Origin of the sequence: Bacillus daqingensis (assembly GCF_042654445.1) — a bacterium.
In the GTDB taxonomy this organism is placed as follows: Bacteria; Bacillota; Bacilli; order Bacillales; family Salisediminibacteriaceae; genus Alkalicoccus; species Alkalicoccus luteus.
The window spans coordinates 219,218-238,958 of record NZ_JBHSGK010000011.1 but is presented as its reverse complement, the minus strand read 5'-3'; the positions used below and the strand labels follow the sequence as shown (position 1 = coordinate 238,958).

Here is a 19,741-nt window from a genome sequence, read left to right as displayed (position 1 = left end):
TGACAGAGAGTCTTGAACCTTTCAAGAAAAAAGTTGAATTTATTACAGATGGTGTTCATGCTTTTGCTTCAAAAGTTGAACACTTTCACGTAAAAACATCATTTCTTTTAAAGGCAGTCTCCAGTTAACGAGAAGCAGGACCCTGCTAAGCCGTTTTTTTTTTCAGACAATATATAAAACAGCCCTCCGGCATCACCGGAGGGCTCTCATGATGTTCTCTATTAAACGGTTGCGCGTCTGCGCACGGTCAGAAGCACAGCACCTGCTGCTGCTGCTGTCAGACCAAGAATGATCAAGTACGGATAAGCGGTTGCTGTAGCAGGCATTTCATCGCCTTCCGTCTGTCCTGGATGATCAGCATAGATATCGGATTCGGTGCCGTCTACGTCAAAATTGTAGGCAAAGTAAGCGCCGTCTCCATCATCCGTGTAGTCACCCGTGAAGCTCACCTGATCAATACCAAGACGCTCCAGGTGATCGACTCCATCCGGAGAGCTCGTAAAGAGAACATCTCCTGCCATATCCTGCGGCAGCAGTGCCCAGTTAAACGTCGCGTGTGGATGATACGTACCGTGAGCCTGCAGATATTCAGCAATCACCTGTCGGTTTTGTACGTTCGCATCTACAAGTTCTTCAACTAGCGCAGCGTCTTCCAGGTGATCGCCACCGCCGCCTGCACGATAGTTATTTGTCACAACTAGGAATTCCATATCTTCTGTAACTGGCTCGCCTTCATACATCAGATCGGTAACGCGCTCGCCAACCGGCTGCGTCACGTCCAGATAATAGTCGACACCTTCAATGACGTCAAAGTTAAATGCGGAGAAGCTCGCGTGCAGATCCTGATCCTCTGTTGCAGCAGGATCAATCTGTTCGAAGTTTTCGGCAGAACGCTCCAGCCACTGCTCAAGCTCTGCGCCATCAATGTCTACGACCTGCAGCGTGTTGGAATATACGTAAATATCCGCCAAGTCACCAATTGTTACTTCGCCGGCATCCACTTCCGTGAATCCGCCGCGGTATCCGGCCCGGAATGGCGCTGCTGCGGAGAGAAGCGGCTTTTCTTCATACTCGGTGCCCTCCAGGTAGTCCTCGGTGTACCACAGCTGGGCATCGTTTACGAGCTGCGTCACTTCATTATCCATGACGAGAGAGAAAAAGCTGTTCATGCCTTCCGAGAACGAGCCGACGACTTCATTGATGTAGTCGACTGTTTTCTCATGAACGTCGATAATTAAATCAACGATGCGGTCGTTTGATTCAACGCCTTCCACCCCGATGACTTCAGAAGCAGAGGATTGAATTGACCATTCCCCATCGGATTCGGTCAGGCTGAGGTCAATTGTTCCGAGGTGGCTCCCCCATGACCCTGCCATAACAGCTGGAATTCCGTGGATCGTACCAGCCTCGTCATCAACGCCCTCTACTTCATCATAGCCGGAGTTTCCAGGGAACGTCTGGTGTGCGTGTCCCATGACAAGGGCATCGATACCGTCTACAGACTCAGCGAGCGAGACGGCTGCATGCTCTGTTTCACGGTCGCTCGTATTAACCCCCGTGTGTGCCAGAGCAACGACTACGTCTGACTGCTCCGCGAGATCCGGAACGTAGCGCTGAGCAGATTCTACAATATCACGCACTTCAATATTGCCTTCCAGGTGGAGGTTGTCCCACTGCATGATCTGCGGCGGCACAAAACCGATAACGCCGATATCAATCGGCTTTCCGTCTACTTCATGCTCAATGACCGTGTACGGCTCATGATAGTGCTCTTCCCGGTCCGTGCCAGCTTTGTAAACGTTCGCACTTAAAATCGGGAAGTCTGCTGATTCGATCACGTTATCCAGGTAATCGAGACCGAAATTGTACTCATGGTTTCCGATTGCGGCTGCTGAATAGTCGAGGTCGTTCATCGCCTTGATGACAGACATCGTGTCGCCTTCTTCAACCGGCTCGATCAAAATTTCCATTTCCCCGAGCATGCTTCCTTCAAAAATATCCCCGTTGTCGAACAGAATCGTGTTTTCTTTCTCAGCCCGAACCTGTTCAATCAGCGACGCTGTTTTCACGAAGCCGTAGTCATCTACCGCCTCGTCATTCATGTAATCGTACGGCATCAGGTACGAGTGAATGTCGGTCGTCGTCATGATCGTCAGGTCGTGCTGTTCCTCTGCAGACACTGCAGCCGGAAACATGATCATCCCCGCAGCCCCGGCAAGCGCCGAACGCTTCATCCAAGTTGAGAACTGTTTTGCCATTATGTATTACCTCCCCTGAAGTATGTGGCCCCTTTTACCAGCTTAGCGTACAGTCAGAAAAAGGGTTACGTTTGAGATTTTACCATAATCAGCTGGTGCTATACGTCTGTATGTGAAATCGCTTCAAAAACGATTGATAGTACCAGCAGGGAGTTGGTGCGATTATGAGACTTTCTTCAGAACTCTAACTTTTTTTGTGCGACTTTTGAAACATCAGACGTCTGACAGATTTTTGAAATTGTGTTGACGTCGAAAAAACACACCTGTGAAAGTTTGCCGGAGACGAAGGTGGAAACAGGTTTGTTTATTGGAGAATGACGTCACGACAGGCAGATGCAAAGTTATTCATCCGTAAAACGTTATCGACAACCTGAAAAACGCACCGGCGCTCAGCCGATGCGTTCTTTGTAATGCTATTAAGAGGAGCGGCGCATAAATCCTGTGTAGCGCCGGTCAATCAGCTGACTTTCAATTCGCTTCATCGTATCAAGTGCAACCCCGACGACGATGAGAAGACCTGTACCGCCGATCTGCACCGCTGGCGGAAGGCCGGCAAGTGTACCGAAAATAAGCGGTAAAATCGCTACAGTTGCCAGGAAGAGCGAGCCGACGAATGTCAGTCTGTAAAGCAGGCGGACGATATAGTCCTGTGTTGCTTTACCCGGACGAACGCCTGGAATAAATCCATTCTGTCGCTGCAGGTTCTGCGCCATCTGCTCCGGATTCATCTGCACAAACGTATAGAAATACGCAAAGGCGATGATGAGCAGCGCATAAAAGACCATGCCGATCGGGTTCGTATAGTCAAATGTCTGCACGATCCACGTTGAGATCGGACTGCCTTCCCCCACAAAGTTCGCTACTGTAGGCGGGAAGATAAACAGCGACATCGCGAAGATGACCGGGATAACCCCTGCTGCGTTTACCTTAATCGGCAGGTGAGATGACTGTCCGCCGGTTGCACGGCCGCCGGCTGCGATTTGCTTCGCGTACTGAACAGGTACTTTCCGTTCAGCCTGCTGGACAAAGATAACGAATACGACTACTGCCAGAATCGCCAGTACGATCAGGGCCACAATGACAATGTTTAAGAAGAGCTGGTCCCCTGCATCGGCAATATAGATCGTATACAGCTGCATCACGCCGTTCGGAATTCCTGCTGCGATACCGGCAAAGATCAATATCGAAATACCGTTTCCGACACCTTTAGCCGTAATCTGCTCACCGAGCCACAGCAGGAAGGCCGTGCCCCCGGTAAGGGTGATCGCAATGATCAGGTAAGTAGAAACAGACGGATTCGGTACGAGACCCGGCATCAGGTTATTGAACCCGATGGACATCCCAAGCGCCTGTACAAACGCGATAGCGATCGTTCCGTACCGCGTCACGTTGGCCAGTTTTTTTCGGCCTGCGTCCCCTTCACGCGCCCACTCTGCAAACTTCGGCACAACGTCCATGCGAAGGAGCTGGACGATAATGGAAGCCGTAATGTACGGCATGATTCCGGTTGCGAATATCGAAAAGTTTTCGAGCGCCCCGCCGCCAAACGTATTCAGAAAGCCTAGTGCGGCAAGTCCGTCGAAGCTGAGCGCATCCGCGTTCACTCCCGGAGCGGGAAGATGAGCGCCAATACGGAAAACGACAAGGATCGAAAGCGTGAACAAAATTTTATTCCGCAGATCGCCTGCCTTAAACATCCCTCTTAAAGTACTAAACATACGCTTAAACACCTCTGTTCATCTCAAAAATCTCAGATGCCTGCGTAAACGCCTACGCATCCTGATGCTGTGCTGGTCGTGCATCCCCTATCAAAAAACAATCGTTCCACGTCAAAATTACTGCCTTATCAGTCTATCATATTCATGCGGACCGCGCGCGGACAATTTTACTTAGAACCGAAAAAAAATGCAGAAAACAGCAAAAAATCGTCCCGAAAACGGAACGATTTCCTCCTTTTATGGAAAACTAATCCATCTCCTCAGCCAGTGCCTGCTCGTACGCCTGCTGCCCCTGCAGGCCGGTTAACTTCTGGCCGCCAATGAAAAAGGTCGGCACTGCCTGAACTCCCTCTTCATAGGCACGGCGCTGCGATGCTTCGCGCTCATCGGAATACACTCGTTTCTCCAGTGCTTCCCGAAACGCTTTCGGCTCCAGGCCGGTTTCCCTGGCCAGAGATTCCAGCACATCCGGATCACCAATATCGAGTCCTTCTTCATAAAATGCTTTAAACAGCCGGTGCGCATACGCGTTGCCCAGGTTCTGCTCCTTCGCAAACAGCAGTCCTTCATGAGCAAGATGGGTGTGCGGCTGCGGATCCGTCATATTGAGATTCATCGTAACACCGAGCTGGTCGGCGATCGGCAGTATGCGCTGGTGCCATGCCTGCTGAATATAATCGCTGTGCGGACTCAGCGTTTCCTGCGGATACGGCCGCAGTTCAAACGGGAGCCATTCTATATCTACATCTTTTCCTTCCATTGCACGAAAAAGCGGAGCCTCCGCTAAATAGCAGAAAGGTCAAACGAAATCGCTGTAAATACGGACTTTTATACTCATCTTTCAGCCTCCTTCAGCTTTTGAACGTAGTGTAGCAGAAGGCGGCTGGGACAGCCAGCAATTTAGACCGGCTGCAGCACTTCTTCGGGACAGCCTAGTACAGCAAGCGCCTTCCCTTCCGGTCTGCGGCGGACGACTGCTCCGTACTTGCCGTCGGACTCGACAATCCGGCTGATAGGCTCCAGTTCATCTGAAATGGCGCTGCCGGTAATAAACCAGTACGGGAACGGTTCCTCCTCAGAAGGAGCCGACTCAGTGAACGGCGGCTCTTCCTCTGCCGTATTCGTCCAATGATTGATCACGTCCTCGATCACCGCACCTGCCGTCGGAAATTTTCCGGCTCCCGGTCCTTGAAACAACAGCGGTCCACTCAAGGATGCTTCCACATAGACGCCGTTGTTCACATCCTCTACGCCGTAAAGGGCATGATCCTTTAAGACGAGCTTCGGACCGACGAAGGCTTTCGTTCCTTCTAATGAAGCAACGTGCTTGATTCGTCCGCCTAACTTTTCTGCTAAATGCAAATCGCGTACATCCATACCGCGGATCCCCTGCGGACGCTCTTCCGTCCATTCAGGTCCCGCGCCGTTGATCCAGAAACTCAAGATCGTCGTTTTAAACCAGGCATCCCACCCATCAATATCCTTATCCGGCACCGCTTCTGCGTAGCCTAGTGCGGTTGCTTCCTCCAGTGCTGCTTCAAATGCGGTACCTTCCTCCCTCATTTTCGTCAAAATAAAGTTGGAAGTGCCGTTTACAATTCCCTCTACGCGCAGGATGCGGTTTGTTTTCAGCGTATGGCGGATGGAGGAAAGGATTGGGATGCCGCCCGCGACAGCCGCTTCATAAAATAATCTGCTGCCGGAGCCTGCAGCAAGCAGATGCAGCTCTTCCCCGTGCCGGGCAATCAGCTCCTTATTGGCGGAAATCACTGAGATCCCCTTTTGCAACAGCTTCCGAACGGCTGGATAGGCCTCCTCCGCATCCGTCACCGCCTCTACCACAGTGTCCACCCCTGCTTCAAACAGCGCCTCGAGCCGATCGGTCACGAGCGTTTCCGGTCCGGTTGTGCGGGTTTTTGACGCGTCTTTAACTACGACGACTGGAATCGTGAAAAAACCAGCGAGTGTTTCAACGCGCTTTCGTTCTTTCTCCAGGCTTTCATAAACACCGCTCCCGACCGTTCCAAATCCAAGGATTCCTAATTTTCTCGTACTCATGTTGCAGCCTCCTTCTCCAGCTCACGGCGCTTTAATTCCCGCCGTAATATTTTCCCGCTGATCTTTGTCTTCGGCAGCTCCTCGACAATTTCAATTTCTTTAGGAGCGGCGTGTGCCGCGAGATTCCGTTTCACAAACTGCCGGATTTCTTCTGACAGCCCTTCCCGCTCCTCATATCCTGCGCGAAGCGTGATAAATGCTTTGATGATATGGCCTCGAATTTCATCAGGTTTGCCGATCACGCCGGCTTCCGCTACGGCTTCATGCTCAATCAGCTTCGACTCTACTTCAAACGGGCCGACCTGCTCGCCGGCCGTTTTAATTAAATCATCGTCACGCCCCTGGAAAAAGACGTAGCCATCCTCATCCTGCAGTGCCGTATCACCGGATAAGTACCAGCCGTTTTCCGTGAAATACGAGCGGAACTTCGCCTCGTTTTTCCATATCTCTTTCATTAATCCCGGCCACGGGGAACGCACGGCAAGCTTCCCTTGTCTGCCGGCAGGAAGCGGCTCGTTGTTTTCATCCAGAATCCCAATTTCAATACCAGGGAACGCTTTTCCCATCGATCCTGGTTTAATCGTATCAGACGGCAGGTTCACGATCAGATGTCCGCCCGTTTCGGTCATCCACCACGTATCATGAATACGGACCCCAAACTCTCTGTACGCCCAGTGAATCACTTCCGGATTCAGCGGCTCGCCCACACTCAGAATATGGCGCAGGCTTTTCAGGCTGTACTGCCTGTGAAGATCCCCTTCACTCATCAGCATCCTAAACGCTGTCGGAGCACTGTACCAGATCGTCACCCCGAAGCGGTCAATCAGACGGTACCACTCGGCGGCATCAAAGCGGCCGCCGTGGATCACGACAGATGCCCTGTTCAGCCAGGGTGCGAACACGCCGTACACGCTGCCTGTCACCCATCCCGGATGGGAGGTGCACCAGTATACATCATCTTCCTTAATATCAAGCACCCACCGTCCGCTGATGACATGATGCGGCAGCACCTTTTGCGCATGCAGCACGCCTTTTGGTTTGCCGGTAGAGCCGGACGTATAGTGAATCAGCATCCCGTCCTGTTCCCCGCGCCACACGACCGGTTCTTCTTCGTTCTCGTGAACCGTTGCTGCTTGCAGTTCATCGATCAGCCACGTTTTTTTCAAGTGCGGCAATTCGCTTGCCGGAACTCGTTTGCCGAGCTCCTCGTCGGTAATCAGATACTGCGCTTCACAGTCGTGCATCCGCTCCTTGACCGCTTCTTCCATAAACGCTTCAAACAGAGGTCCGGCGACTGCTCCAGCTTTAATAGCCGCCAGTACAGCAAAGTAGCAGTCCGGCGACTTCGGCAGAAAAATAAATACGCGGTCCCCAGGCAGCACTCCTTCCGCCTTCAGAACGCGCGCATAGTGATCGGTGATATTCTTCACCTGCTCAAACGTGTAAATAGCTTCTTCTGTTCCGTCGGTGTAAAGCAGCGCCGTCTTGTCTCCGTAGCCGTCGTCGACGTGGCGGTCAATGCATTCATATGCTGCGTTCCATTTTCCCTCCGGTACTTTACCGAGACGGTTTACGGCGTCCTCCCAGCTCGTTTTTCCCTGCTGCCGGTCAATCGTAATGTTTGCATTCGCCGCCGTAAGCGGAGAAGGATTCAACACGTTCATGCACGGACCTCCCTCTGTACGTTTCTCGTCATATCGAGACTCTCAAGAATATATTCCTTCAGTTCAGCAAGCTGCGGATCGCTTTTGCGGCGCGGCTTGGCCGGAGTCACTTTTACATTGTCATGCAGCTCGCCCGGCTGCCCTTTTAAGATAACAATCCGGTCGCAGAGCGTGAGCGCCTCGTCGATATCGTGCGTGACGATGATCATCGTAGGGCTGTAGCGCTCCCAAAGCTCCAGTACCATATCCTGCAGCTGCAGCTTCGTAAACGCATCCAGCGCACTGAACGGCTCGTCCAGAAGCAGGGTGGATGGCTCTGTCACAAGCGCTCTGGCGATGGCTGTCCGCTGCGCCATTCCCCCTGAAAGCTGCTTCGGATAGTGGCCTGTAAAATCCTCCAGACCGACGACCTTTAACAGCTCAAGTGCCTTTTGCTTCTGCTCCTCTTTCGGCCCTTCCAGGCCGAAGCAGACGTTATCCAGTACGGTCAGCCACGGCATCAGCCTTGGTTCCTGAAAAATAATACCGAGTTCTCCGGAGGGACCGTTTACTTCCTTTCCGCTGATGCGAATAGTGCCGTTGTAATCGGTGTCCAGTCCGGCTACTCCGCGGAGAATGGTACTTTTTCCGCATCCGGATGTACCAAGCAGCCCGATGATTTCACCCGGTTCTGCCTGAAACGAAATATCTTCTACAGCTGTAACGCCGTCAAACGAACGTCCAAACCGTTCAACTTGTATGCTCATGCGGGTATCCTCCTTACGTTTTCAGGCTGTCCTGCCAATGCAGGGCGCGTGTCTGGATTTTTTTGAGCGCATAGTCCGTCAGCTTGCCCATGATCGCAAATAAGACAATGCTCGCGAGAATCACGTTTGGTGCCAGCGTATTCTGTCCCAACACTAGCAGATAGCCGAGGCCCTGACTTGCACCGAGAAGCTCTGCTGCCACAACGAACATCCATCCGAGACCGAGACCGCTGCGCAGGCCGGTGATAAAGGACGGAAGCGAGGCAGGCAAAATGATGCGCCGCACGAGTTGAAACTGTGACAGGCTGTATGCTTTGCCGACTTCAATTAATTTGCGATCCACGGACTGAATGCCGCCGACGACATTCAGATAAACCGGGAAAAACACACCAAGTGCGATCAGCGTCACTTTGGAAGGCTCGCCGATACCGAGCCAGAGTATGAAGAGCGGGACCCAGGCGAGGGACGGGATCGCCCGGAATGCCTGTATCAGCGGATCAAACATTGTTTCTGCATTACGGGACATCGCTACAACAGAGCCAAGAATCACAGCTGCAAGCGTGCCCCAGAAAAAGCCCCAGAGCAGCCGGTACAATGTGATGCCGATGTGTCCCCAGAGCGAACCGTCTGCCGCCATGGCCCCGATCGTGCCGAGAACCTCAGTGGGCGCCGGCAGCAGGTGGCCTGCAACGAGCTCAAAACGGACGGTCCCTTCCCAGATAAGGAGCAGCAGCACTGGGAATAACAGGGCCAATCCGGTTGTTTTTAAAAACGACGGCAGCGCACGCTGCTCCTTCTTTATACGGCCCGGCACCTCTGCCAAGGCTCTGTCTGCGGTTGTATCATGCGTTACTGCCATCGTAGTTCCTCCTTGTTAATCGTTGATTACATTCTCAGCAAAGGACGGATCAATCAGCTCATCCAGCAGATCCGACACCTCCAGCTCATCGTCCAGATTACCTGATTTCTGCAGCACTTCTCCTGCTGCGGTTAGGCTGTCGATATGCTCCTGACCGGGCACCGGATTATCAAACGTGTTCCGCTCCAGCTGCAGTTCTGCTACTGCTGGATCGATGCCTGCCTCCTCCACCATAATTTCCACTGTTTCTTCCGGGTTTTCGAGCGTCCACTGTCTAGCTTCCTCGTATGCTTCGATGACCGTTTCCACAGCTTCCGGATGCGCTTCAGCAAAATCTTCCGTTACGTTCAGAAAGCCGTACGTATTAAAGTCTTTGTTACGGTGGAACAGATCAGCGTTTATTTCCAGCTCTTGTCTCGCCATGTGCGGATCGAGTCCAGCCCAGGCATCCACCTCTCCGTTTGCGAGCAGGTTCGCGCCATCGTTGTGCTGAACCGGCACGACTTCAATATCCTCTTCGGAAAGACCAGCTTCATCAAGTGCGCGAATCAGGAAAATATACGGATCTGTTCCGAGCGTCGCGGCGACCTGCTTACCGGCAAGGTCTTCCACCGAATCGATATCACTGTCTTCCGCCGTAACAAGCGCTGTCCATTCGGGCTGTGAGTAAATATACACATTTTTGATCGGAGCGTTATTGCCCTTAGCCATAAGGGCCGCCGCTCCGGCTGAAGAGCCGAAGTCTACGCTGCCGCCGGACAAAAATTCCAGCGCGTTGTTGCTGCCTTGACTCAGCACGTAGTCAATTTCCGTTCCTTCATCTGCGAACGCCTCTTCCAAAAATCCCTTTTCCTTTAATACGAGGCTTGTTGGGGAGTAGTACGCGTAGTCCACTGTAATCGTATCGGGTGAAGACCCGTCTGCCTCTGATTCTGAGGAGCAGCCAGCGGCGAAAAGAGCCGCTGCTGCAATGCTTCCAAGTTTCCAATAGTTGTTCATGACCTTCACTCCGTTTTCATGTAAATTGGCAGTTGGTACAGGCGCCTCTCCCTGCTTCTCGTGTCGTTACAGCTCGCACGCAAACGTAGAAATGGTTCCGCGCAGGCGCTGGGCTTCTTTATAGGTGCAGCGATTGTGGACGACTTCAAGACCTGCTTCTTTCGCAATCACGGCTGCTTTTTCGGAAATGACGCCTTCCTGCAGCCAAAAGATTTTCGGCTGAACCGATGCTGCTTCCTCGGCAATCTCAATCGCCGCTTCCGGACTTCGGAACACTTGCACGATGTCGATCGGACCTGGTACAGACGTGATGTCCGGATATGCTTTTTCGCCTAAAATCTCGGTTTCCCTCGGATTAACCGGGATGATGCGGTACCCGAGCCGCTGCATCTTTCGTGCCAGCCGGTAACTTGGCCGTGACTCTTTGCCGCTCAGTCCTACGACGGCGATCGTTTTCGGACGAACTGCTCCATTGTCATCCACCGTTGCACGGTCCAGCGCCCAGCGAATCACGCCTTCGTCATTAATGACCGTTTTTTCTTCTGACGTTCCTTCACCTGTAGCAATCTGTAAGGCGTGATCGAGATCTTTTTTCAAGTCCTCCGCATTTTCAATTCCGACAGATAAGCGGACCAGATCTTCAAAAACGCCTGTCTTTTCGAGCTCATCCCCTGTAAGCTGCTGGTGCGTCGTCGAAGCGGGATGGATGATCAGGCTTTTTGCGTCGCCGACGTTCGCAAGATGAGACCAGAGAGAAACCGAGTTTATCAGCTTGCTTCCCGCTTCCCTTCCGCCTTTGATGCCGAAATTCACAACCGCTCCGCCACCATAGTCGAGTACTTTCTTCGCATTTTCATGAGCGGGATGACTCTCAAGCCCCGGATAGGAAACCCAGTCGACTGCCGGGTGAACTTCCAGATAGCGGGCCAGTTCCAATGCGTTTTCGTTATGACGGACGATACGCAAATGTAGTGTCTCAAGTCCCTGCAGCAGCTGAAATGCGTTAAACGGGCTCAGGCAAGAACCAAAATCGCGGAGCAGCTGTACGCGCAGCTTCGTGCTGAAGGCGAGCGTGCCGAAATCTTTCGCGTATACGATGCCGTTGTAGCTTGGGTCCGGTTCATTGAAGACCGGAAATTTCTCCGACTGCCAGTTAAAGCGGCCCCCGTCCACGACGAGTCCGCCGATGGAGGTGCCGTGTCCGCCGATCCATTTCGTCGCAGAATGAACGACGATGTCAGCTCCCTGCTGAATCGGGCGCGCTGTATAAGGCGTCGCGAACGTATTGTCAATGATAAGCGGAATACCCGCTTCGTGTGCCACCTCGGAGACAGCCGCAATATCGAGCACGTGCAGGCTCGGGTTGCCGATCGTCTCCGCAAAAACCGCTTTCGTATTGTCCTGAATCGCATCGGCAAAATGCTGCGGCTCCTGCGGGTCAACAAATGTGACATCGATCCCGTACCGCGGAAGCGTAACAGAAAACAGGTTATACGTGCCGCCGTACAAATTCGTCGCCGCAACGATATGATCACCGGCACTTGCGAGATTTAGAATTGACAGCGAAATAGCAGCCATTCCGGAAGAGGTAGCAACAGCCGCCACACCTTCCTCTAGCAGCGCGATCCGCTTTTCGAGCACATCCGTAGTTGGATTGCCGATACGGCTGTAAATGTTGCCCGGCTCATCAAGGGAAAACAGGCTCTCTGCATGCTCTGTATCGTGAAACAAATACGATGTCGTCTGATAAATCGGTACCGCTCGGGACCCTGTCGTCGGGTCAGGGGACTGACCTCCGTGTAAAATAACCGTTTCCGGATTATATGTCGCAAATGATTTTTCACTCATGATGCATTCCTCCTGTTATTATAAGTAAATCAATTGGAAAACTTAGTTTTAAGCTTGCAAAGCTCTTTCTTCTGCCCTCCTGAAGCCATTAAAAATCTCCCTATCTGAAAAAGATAGAGAGATACAGGAAGTCAGTCTGTTCTCTCTCATCTTTCAGAGCTTTATGCTCTGTGGAATTGGCACCTTCCCGAATCTGTCAATCAGATCCGAATGGTTGCCGGGCTTCATCGGGCCAGTCCCTCCGCCTCTCTGGATAAGAGATATCGTTATTATGAAGTTAGGATTAATCTTGAGTTTTTCACTTTGATTAATCTGATAAATTGAATTAGTTTGAATCTTACCACGCTTCTGATACGCCGTCAACTGGTTTCAGAAAAAAGAAAAACTCCCGGCCTGACTGCTTAGCAGAAAGGACACGGGAGAGTTCGTTAAAATAAACGGACTTATCTCCCAAAGAGTCGCCTCTCTGCAGGAAGTAGCACCTTTCAGCATACGCTGATGGTTGCCGGGTTTCATCGGGCCAGTCCCTCCACCACTCTGGATAAGTAATCTGTTCAGTTGGTTGAACGTATCATATCACGGGACGTTCCCGTCTGTAAAGCAGAATCAGAATTTATCGAGTCCGGCATCTGTAACTGCCCCTTTGGCAGAAGAAGATACAAGCGCCGCATATTTAGCGAGCACGCCAGTTTTGTAACGCGGTTCAGGCGCCTTCCAATTCGCTTTTCGTGCTGCAAGCTCTGCTTCATCGACGTGCATGTTAATTTCCTGCGTGTCACTGTCGATGGTCACCTTGTCACCTGTTTGAAGCAGACCGATCGGACCTCCCATTGCCGCTTCCGGTGCAATATGACCAATAACGAATCCGTGTGAGCCGCCGGAAAAACGACCGTCTGTCATAAGCGCCACTTTCCCGTTCAGTCCGCGCCCGACGATCATCGCCGTGATGGACAGCATTTCCGGCATGCCCGGTCCGCCTTTCGGACCGACATTGCGGATCACGAGCACATCGTGTTCTACAATTTCACCCGCTTCAATCGCCTTCGTTGCTTCTGCCTCTGAATCATACACTTTCGCTGTTCCTTCAAAGCGGCTGATTTTCTGACCGGACATCTTCGCAACGGATCCTTCCGGCGCAAGGTTTCCTTTCAGCACGACGAGCGGTCCTGTCGGCTTGAATGGGTTGTCGAGCGGCCGGATAACGTCCTGGCCTTCTTTCAGGGCAGGCGCTTCAGCGAGATTTTCCGCCATCGTCTTTCCCGTTACAGTCAGGCAGTCCCCATGCAGCAGACCTGCTTCCAGCAGCTCTTTCATCACGGCTGGCACGCCGCCGACTTCATACAGGTCCTGCATAACGTAACGGCCGCTCGGCTTCAGATCTGCGATATGCGGAACCTGCTTGCGAATACGCTCAAAATCGTCGAAATCGAGCTCTACGCCAGCAGAGTGAGCCATAGCCGTCAGATGCAAAAATGCATTTGTGGAGCCGCCGAGCGCCATCACGACCGTAATTGCATTCTCGAATGCTTTTTTCGTCATGATATCCCGAGGATAAATGTCGTTTCGGAGCAGATCGACAACGAGTTCGCCAGCCTGGCGGCACTCCTCTTCTTTATAATCGTTGACTGCCGGCGTCGAAGAGGAGCCAGGAATACTCATGCCTAAAGCCTCCACGGCAGACGCCATCGTATTCGCCGTGTACATGCCGCCGCATGCACCGGCTCCTGGACAAGCGCTGCACTCTACTTTATGCAGCTGCTCATCGTCGATGATGCCTTCCTGATACTGCCCAACCGCTTCAAACGACGATACGATGTCAATATCCCTGCCGTCGAGCTTGCCCGGCGCAATCGTTCCTCCATACACATAAACAGCCGGCAGGTTCAACCGTCCCATTGCCATCAGACAGGCAGGAGTCGTCTTATCACATCCGCCGACTGCAACAATGCCATCAAGCCGCTCTGCTCCGACAACCGTTTCAATCGAGTCTGCGATCACTTCCCGGCTCGGCAGGGAAAAGCTCATCCCTTCATGCCCCATTGCAATTCCATCCGCTACCGTAATCGTATTAAAAATCATCGGTGCACCGCCGCCCGCGGCAGCCCCGCTTTTCGCCTTCACAGCAAGCTTGTCAATATGTACGTTACACGGCGTCACTTCGCTCCACGTGCTCGCGATGCCGATCATCGGTTTTTTGAAATCGTCATCGGTAAATCCTACCGCCCTCAGCATCGACCGGTTTGGCACCCGGTTTGCCCCTTCACTGATTACTTTACTGCGTATACGCAAATCTTTTTCTTCACTCATGTCCTGTCATCCTCTCTTCTATACCTCTGCGCCTGTCACGCGAAAACTATAACCTTTATCTTAACGACTTTCCCGCGTTTCTGCAATGAGTTTTCAGAATTCAGCCGTTATTCTGAAAGGCACGCGTATTTGCGCGTTCAGCAGCAGAAGGAGTAAACTAAAGAAGCATCCTAACCTGGAGGAGGAGATTACATATGGAACGTGTTAAGCAATATTTGCAGGATCATGAAGAGCGCCTGCTGGAGCAGCTTCAGCAGTTTCTCGCCATTGAGAGCATCAGTACAGATCCTGAAAAGAAACCAGCGATGGAAGAAGCGGTCACTTTTCTAACGAAGTATCTGACAGAAATAGGCTTCGATAAAGTTGAGCGCCGTGAAACCGGCGGTCATCCGCTCGTTTACGCCGAATATACCGGTGCGGAAGGAGCACCGACTGCGCTTTTCTACGGCCACTATGACGTACAGCCGGCCGATCCGTATGACCTATGGGACAGCGCCCCGTTCAGTCCCGAAATCCGAAGCGGCCGTTTGTTCGCCCGCGGTGCAAGCGACGACAAAGGACAGGTGTTTATGCACCTTGCCGTCTTTGAAGCGATGATGAAAACGGAAGGCCGTCTGCCTGTAAACGTAAAAGTCCTGATCGAAGGCGAAGAAGAAATCGGCAGCGAACACCTGTATACGTATCTGGACAATAATAAAGAAGAACTCGCGAGTGATTTTGCCCTCATTTCCGATTCCGGCATGGTCGATAAAGGAGTTCCAACAATTTTATACGGTCTGAAAGGCTTCACCGGCCTTGAGGTCACGCTCACAGGACCAGACCGCGATCTGCATTCCGGTCTTTACGGAGGCGCTGTGAAAAATCCGGCGATGGCGATGGCACAGCTGCTAGCCACGATGAAAAACACGGATGAACAAGTGACCGTGGACGGCTTTTATGAAAGCGCAGAGGATCTCCCGGAAGCAGAGCGAAAGCTCATGAACGAAGCACCGGGCGAACACTACCCGGAGACGACAGGAGTTCCGGAAACAACACCGGAAAAAGGCTATACGGCAAAAGAGCATACAATGGCCAGGCCGACGCTTGAGGTAAACGGATTGTTCGGCGGCTACCAGGGTGCTGGCACTAAAACGATTATTCCATCTGAAGCAACGGCCAAGCTGACGTGCCGCCTCGTTCCCGGTCAGGATCCGAAGCAGATTCAGGATGCCCTCGTCCGCCATATTGAAGCACACGTACCGAAAGGCGTACGCGCTCACATTAAACGGGAGGCTCTTTCAGCGAAAGCGTACAAAGTGGACCCGAATCACCCGCTTCTGCAGAAGGCTGCTGAAAGCTACTCGGCCGCATTCGGGCGCGAAACGGTTTTCGTACGCCTTGGCGGCTCGATTCCGGTGGTCGAATCGATCGACAGCGGCTTCGGCATTCCCGTCGTGCTGCTCGGCTTTGGTACACCGGAGGATAACCTCCATTCGCCGAATGAAAGCTTTCCAGTCGAGCATTTCTCCAAAGGAATGGAAGTCCTCGCCGATTTTTATACGAAAGCAGCAGAATAAATGAGCACAGGCCGGCGCATCCATCATGGGAGCACCGGCTTGTTTTTTTGCCAAGGAAGCATGATAACTTGACTGCTGCGGTTGATACGTTCGGGCGCATGAATGAAAAGATTTTCGTTATAACGTACGCTGAATGATAACAATAATAAGATTTGACCCGAGAATGAAAAGATTCAGCATGAGAATGAAAACATTACGTTCGAGGATAATAACGTCAGGGCTGCGGATGATACGTTTGAGTCAGCCTGCCATTACCGGTACCGTTGACGTTTCCAGAAATCAGGCTGGCGCTTTTAATCTCCCTTCAACTCCGCCTGTTATAAAGACCGATCCCAAGCAAAAAGCAGGCTGCTCTCCTTCCAGGGAAAGCAGCCTGCTTAAAAATACCCAATAAAAAACCACCAAATATGTATTTGGTGGAGACGGCGGGAATCGAACCCGCGTCCAGGGATAACGCAACTTACGCTTCTACGAGTGTAGTTGATTTATTAGAATTTCGCCGCTGCTTCAGCCAATCAACAGGCTTCCGCAGGGCTAACCTGATTAATCTCCTGCCGTTTTCCTCAGGTGGAGGAAAACGACCGTAGCCCACTTAGAGTGAGTCCCGGATCCTTCACATGGGCGATGAAGGGCGGAACCGCAAGCAGGGTTTTTACGCCGCTGCTAGTGCGAAGTTTTCTTCTTTGTTGCCAACTATAGGCAAGGTGAGCGTTTTTACGAGGACACTCAGCTCGACTCGCCACGCAAATCCGACCTATCCCTGTCGAATCCAGAACGTCCCCATGCTTGAGAGAACGTTAAGGAGTGTGGACCTTAACGGTAACTTCCATTATAACACAGTCAGCTGTATAGTCAAGTTCAGCGACCGAGCTGCTCGTCTTTGAAGGCGCGCTGAATTTCACGCTTGGCGTCCTTCCGCTTTAAGTCTTCGCGCTTATCGAACTTCTTCTTCCCTTTACCGAGTCCAATCAATACCTTCGCGACTCCGTTTTTAATATACACCTTCAGCGGCACAAGCGTGTAGCCCTTCTGTTTTGTCAGACCAATCAGCTGATTGATCTGCTTGCGGTGCAGAAGAAGCTTCCGCGGACGCTCTGGTTCATGGTTATGACGGTTGCCCTGCTCATACTCACTGATATGCATATTGTGCAGCCAGGCTTCTCCATTGGAAATTCGCGCGAAGGAATCCTTCATGTTGACCCGGCGGTTGCGGATCGATTTAATCTCGGTACCGGTGAGCACCATGCCGGCTTCATACGTTTCTTCGATGGCGTAATCATGATTGGCTTTTTTATTTTGTGCAATTGGTTTGTTGAAATCGGACATTGGCAGTGCATCCTTTCTTCGTTGCTTTCAAAACTGCCGCTGAGCCGGAGCATCACTGCTCCGGCATGACGACTGCTATGATTTCTTTTTTGCTTTACGGCGTTGTTTTTTGGGCAGGTTTTCATAAAACGGTTTTTTCTTGCCGCGTTTCTTTTTGCCGCCTTTTTTATCATCCTGCGCTGGTCCGCCTTCCCGCTTCGGCTTTCTGCCACGCTTTTTGGACGAGTCAATCACCTGAGCGGTATCCTTCCGCTTCGGACGACGCTTTTTCATGCCGATGATTTCAAAATCAATAATCCGCTCATCGACGTTGACATTCGCCAGCCGGACTTCAAGCTCATCACCGATTTGAAACGTGGCTTTGCTCCGTTCGCCGACCATCGCCAGACGCTTTTCATCAAAATGATAATAGTCGTCGGTCATGTAGCTGACGTGGACCAGCCCTTCGATCGTGTTCGGCAGGCGGACAAACAGCCCGAAGTTCGTGACACCGCTGATCACACCGGTAAACTCTTCTCCGATCTTATCCTCCATATACTGCACTTTTTTCAGGTCATCCGTTTCGCGCTCGGCATCCTCTGCACGGCGTTCCATTTCAGAAGAATGCTTTGTCAGATCGGGAAGCTTCTCCTGCCAGTGGTCGACGGTCTGATCGTCCGTTTTGCCTTCGATCAAATACGTGCGGATCAACCGGTGTACAATCAAATCCGGATAGCGGCGGATTGGCGATGTGAAGTGCGTATAGAAATCTGCAGCAAGTCCAAAGTGGCCTGCGTTTTGAGGATCATATTTCGCCTGCTTCAGAGAACGGAGCAGCATCGTGCTGATCACAGGCTCTTCTGCTTCACCCTTCACACTTCTCAGCAGCTTTTGCAGCGCCTGCGGGTGTACGCCGTTAGCCGTTCCTTTAATGACATAGCCAAATCCGGCTACGGTTTCGAGGAACTGCGCCAGCTTTGTCTCATCCGGATCTTCGTGAATCCGGTACACAAAGGGCAGCTTCAGCCAGTGGAAATGTTCAGCGACGGTTTCATTTGCGGCAAGCATAAATTCTTCGATCAGCTTTTCCGCCACGCTCCGCTCCCGAATTGTCACATCCGTCGGCCGGCCCTCGTCGTTAACGTGAACCTGTGCTTCTTTAAAATCAAAATCAATCGCACCGCGCTGAAACCGCTTTTTACGGAGAACAGCAGCGAGCTCTTCCATGTCTTTAAAGAACGGGACGAGTTCTTTATAGCGATTCATGACTTCTTCATCTTCGTCTTCAAGAATCTTTCGCACATCCGTATAGGTCATACGTTCATTCGTACGAATCACGCTTTCGAAAATCTCGTGGTGCACGACTTCTCCTGACGGGTTGATCTCCATGTTACAAGAGAGCGTCAAACGGTCCACCTGCGGGTTCAACGAGCAGATACCGTTTGAGAGACGGTGCGGGATCATCGGGATGACTCGGTCAACGAGATAGACGCTCGTGGCACGGTCAGATGCTTCTTTATCGATCGGCGAATGTTCGGTTACGTAGTGCGAGACGTCCGCAATGTGGACACCCAGCATGTAGTTGCCATTATCCAGTCGCTTCACCTGAACGGCATCGTCAAGGTCCTTTGCATCTGCGCCGTCAATCGTGACAATCGTTTCTTCACGCAGATCTCGTCTGCCTTCTAAATCTTCCGGATCAATTTCATCCGGTACGTTTTCTGCATGGCGAATGGCCTCCTCCGGAAAGTCTCCCGGCAGCCCGTGCTTGTGAATAATCGACATAATATCGACACCCGGGTCGTTTTTATGACCGATGATTCTCGTCACGTGCCCTTCCGCACTCGCCCGCCCTTCCGCGTAACGAGTGATCTCGACGACAACTTTATGGCCGTCTACCGCTCCGAGCGCCTGATTCTGCGGAATAAAAATATCCGCAGGAATCCGTTTATCATCCGGCACGACAAATCCAAAGCCCTTCTGCTCCTGATACGTGCCGACAGTCTGGGTCGTTCCGCGGCGTAAAATACGCACGATCGTGCCTTCCTGCCGGTCTCCTCCAGATTCCGGCTGAACGCGGACGAGCACCTCGTCGCTGTTCATTGCTCCGTTCATTTCACGCGGCGCGACGTAGATGTCATCTCCTTCGCCTTCCGTTTTAATAAACGCAAAGCCTTTTGGATGCATGATCACACTGCCCCGCTGCAGATTCATCCGCTCAGGCAGTCCGTACCGGTTCGTTCTCGTACGCACGAGGTGTCCTTCTTCTTCCAGCTCGTTCAACAGCTTCACTGCCTCTTTAAACCGGTCTGCTTCTTCGAGCTGTAGTAGCTCTTCTAATTCTTTCATTCCAAGCGGTTTATCCGCCTGTTTAATTTCGTCCATAATGAGGTCTTTTGTTATATCCTGCATTATTGGTCTCC

12 protein-coding genes, 1 other RNA gene, 1 pseudogene and 2 riboswitches are annotated in these 19,741 nt (G+C 52.0%); of the genes and pseudogenes, 1 reads left to right on the top strand and 13 read right to left on the bottom strand.

The features are described from left to right. Window positions 1-221 precede the first annotated feature (221 nt). The 10 genes and pseudogenes from ACFO4L_RS10745 to ilvD form a co-directional block, all read right to left on the bottom strand. Complete coding sequence (locus tag ACFO4L_RS10745) at window positions 222-2,258, bottom strand: bifunctional 2',3'-cyclic-nucleotide 2'-phosphodiesterase/3'-nucleotidase (RefSeq protein ID WP_377909669.1); 2,037 nt, start codon at window positions 2,256-2,258, stop codon at window positions 222-224. A 416-nt stretch (window positions 2,259-2,674) separates the two neighbouring features. Next, complete coding sequence (secY, locus tag ACFO4L_RS10740; RefSeq protein WP_377909668.1) at window positions 2,675-3,976, bottom strand: preprotein translocase subunit SecY; 1,302 nt, start codon at window positions 3,974-3,976, stop codon at window positions 2,675-2,677. A 247-nt stretch (window positions 3,977-4,223) separates the two neighbouring features. Further along, window positions 4,224-4,763, bottom strand: a pseudogene (locus ACFO4L_RS10735) (DsbA family oxidoreductase); the annotation flags it as partial. Between the two features lie 113 nt (window positions 4,764-4,876). Next, window positions 4,877-6,034, bottom strand: coding sequence for a homoserine dehydrogenase (locus ACFO4L_RS10730; protein WP_377909667.1), 1,158 nt, complete (start codon window positions 6,032-6,034; stop codon window positions 4,877-4,879). Further along, a complete protein-coding gene (gene acsA / locus ACFO4L_RS10725; RefSeq protein WP_377909666.1) occupies window positions 6,031-7,698 on the bottom strand; it encodes an acetate--CoA ligase in 1,668 nt (555 codons plus the stop codon). Before acsA ends, ACFO4L_RS10730 begins: the two co-directional genes overlap by 4 nt. Further along, window positions 7,695-8,444: an ABC transporter ATP-binding protein gene (locus tag ACFO4L_RS10720; protein ID WP_377909665.1), complete on the bottom strand. Its 750-nt coding sequence runs from the start codon at window positions 8,442-8,444 to the stop codon at window positions 7,695-7,697. Before ACFO4L_RS10720 ends, acsA begins: the two co-directional genes overlap by 4 nt. A gap of 13 nt (window positions 8,445-8,457) precedes the next feature. Beyond that, window positions 8,458-9,303: an ABC transporter permease gene (locus tag ACFO4L_RS10715; protein ID WP_377909664.1), complete on the bottom strand. Its 846-nt coding sequence runs from the start codon at window positions 9,301-9,303 to the stop codon at window positions 8,458-8,460. A 15-nt stretch (window positions 9,304-9,318) separates the two neighbouring features. Further along, window positions 9,319-10,302 carry an aliphatic sulfonate ABC transporter substrate-binding protein gene (locus ACFO4L_RS10710; protein ID WP_377909663.1) on the bottom strand — a complete coding sequence of 328 codons (984 nt, stop codon included), beginning with the start codon at window positions 10,300-10,302 and terminating at the stop codon, window positions 9,319-9,321. A 66-nt stretch (window positions 10,303-10,368) separates the two neighbouring features. Then, window positions 10,369-12,150: a PLP-dependent aspartate aminotransferase family protein gene (locus tag ACFO4L_RS10705; RefSeq protein WP_377909662.1), complete on the bottom strand. Its 1,782-nt coding sequence runs from the start codon at window positions 12,148-12,150 to the stop codon at window positions 10,369-10,371. A 143-nt stretch (window positions 12,151-12,293) separates the two neighbouring features. Further along, window positions 12,294-12,410: riboswitch (SAM riboswitch) on the bottom strand. A gap of 180 nt (window positions 12,411-12,590) precedes the next feature. Beyond that, a riboswitch (SAM riboswitch) is annotated at window positions 12,591-12,698 on the bottom strand. Window positions 12,699-12,756: 58 nt separating this feature from the next. Next, the gene (gene ilvD, locus ACFO4L_RS10700; protein ID WP_377909661.1) at window positions 12,757-14,457 is read right to left on the bottom strand and encodes a dihydroxy-acid dehydratase; all 1,701 of its coding nucleotides are present in this window, start codon (window positions 14,455-14,457) and stop codon (window positions 12,757-12,759) included. Window positions 14,458-14,651: 194 nt separating this feature from the next. Here ilvD and ACFO4L_RS10695 point away from each other — a divergent pair, with 194 nt between their 5' ends. Further along, complete coding sequence (locus ACFO4L_RS10695; RefSeq protein ID WP_377909660.1) at window positions 14,652-16,013, top strand: dipeptidase; 1,362 nt, start codon at window positions 14,652-14,654, stop codon at window positions 16,011-16,013. A 414-nt stretch (window positions 16,014-16,427) separates the two neighbouring features. Here the strand turns inward: ACFO4L_RS10695 and ssrA are convergent. From ssrA to rnr, 3 genes are all read right to left on the bottom strand, one after another. Next, window positions 16,428-16,795: a transfer-messenger RNA gene (ssrA, locus tag ACFO4L_RS10690) on the bottom strand. A gap of 76 nt (window positions 16,796-16,871) precedes the next feature. Beyond that, window positions 16,872-17,339 carry an SsrA-binding protein SmpB gene (gene smpB / locus ACFO4L_RS10685; protein ID WP_168005485.1) on the bottom strand — a complete coding sequence of 156 codons (468 nt, stop codon included), beginning with the start codon at window positions 17,337-17,339 and terminating at the stop codon, window positions 16,872-16,874. Between the two features lie 75 nt (window positions 17,340-17,414). Continuing rightward, window positions 17,415-19,730, bottom strand: coding sequence for a ribonuclease R (rnr, locus tag ACFO4L_RS10680; RefSeq protein ID WP_377909659.1), 2,316 nt, complete (start codon window positions 19,728-19,730; stop codon window positions 17,415-17,417). Window positions 19,731-19,741 lie beyond the last annotated feature (11 nt).

Bases quoted from the DNA above. Each gene is read 5' to 3' on its own strand.
- acsA (WP_377909666.1), bottom strand. From the start codon at position 7,698: ATGAACGTGTTGAATCCTTCTCCGCTTACGGCGGCGAATGCAAACATT.
- ACFO4L_RS10695 (WP_377909660.1), top strand. From the start codon at position 14,652: ATGGAACGTGTTAAGCAATATTTGCAGGATCATGAAGAGCGCCTGCTG.
- smpB (WP_168005485.1), bottom strand. From the start codon at position 17,339: ATGTCCGATTTCAACAAACCAATTGCACAAAATAAAAAAGCCAATCAT.
- ACFO4L_RS10745 (WP_377909669.1), bottom strand. From the start codon at position 2,258: ATGGCAAAACAGTTCTCAACTTGGATGAAGCGTTCGGCGCTTGCCGGG.
- ACFO4L_RS10710 (WP_377909663.1), bottom strand. From the start codon at position 10,302: ATGAACAACTATTGGAAACTTGGAAGCATTGCAGCAGCGGCTCTTTTC.
- ilvD (WP_377909661.1), bottom strand. From the start codon at position 14,457: ATGAGTGAAGAAAAAGATTTGCGTATACGCAGTAAAGTAATCAGTGAA.
- ACFO4L_RS10715 (WP_377909664.1), bottom strand. From the start codon at position 9,303: ATGGCAGTAACGCATGATACAACCGCAGACAGAGCCTTGGCAGAGGTG.
- ACFO4L_RS10730 (WP_377909667.1), bottom strand. From the start codon at position 6,034: ATGAGTACGAGAAAATTAGGAATCCTTGGATTTGGAACGGTCGGGAGC.
- rnr (WP_377909659.1), bottom strand. From the start codon at position 19,730: ATGCAGGATATAACAAAAGACCTCATTATGGACGAAATTAAACAGGCG.
- ACFO4L_RS10720 (WP_377909665.1), bottom strand. From the start codon at position 8,444: ATGAGCATACAAGTTGAACGGTTTGGACGTTCGTTTGACGGCGTTACA.
- secY (WP_377909668.1), bottom strand. From the start codon at position 3,976: ATGTTTAGTACTTTAAGAGGGATGTTTAAGGCAGGCGATCTGCGGAAT.
- ACFO4L_RS10705 (WP_377909662.1), bottom strand. From the start codon at position 12,150: ATGAGTGAAAAATCATTTGCGACATATAATCCGGAAACGGTTATTTTA.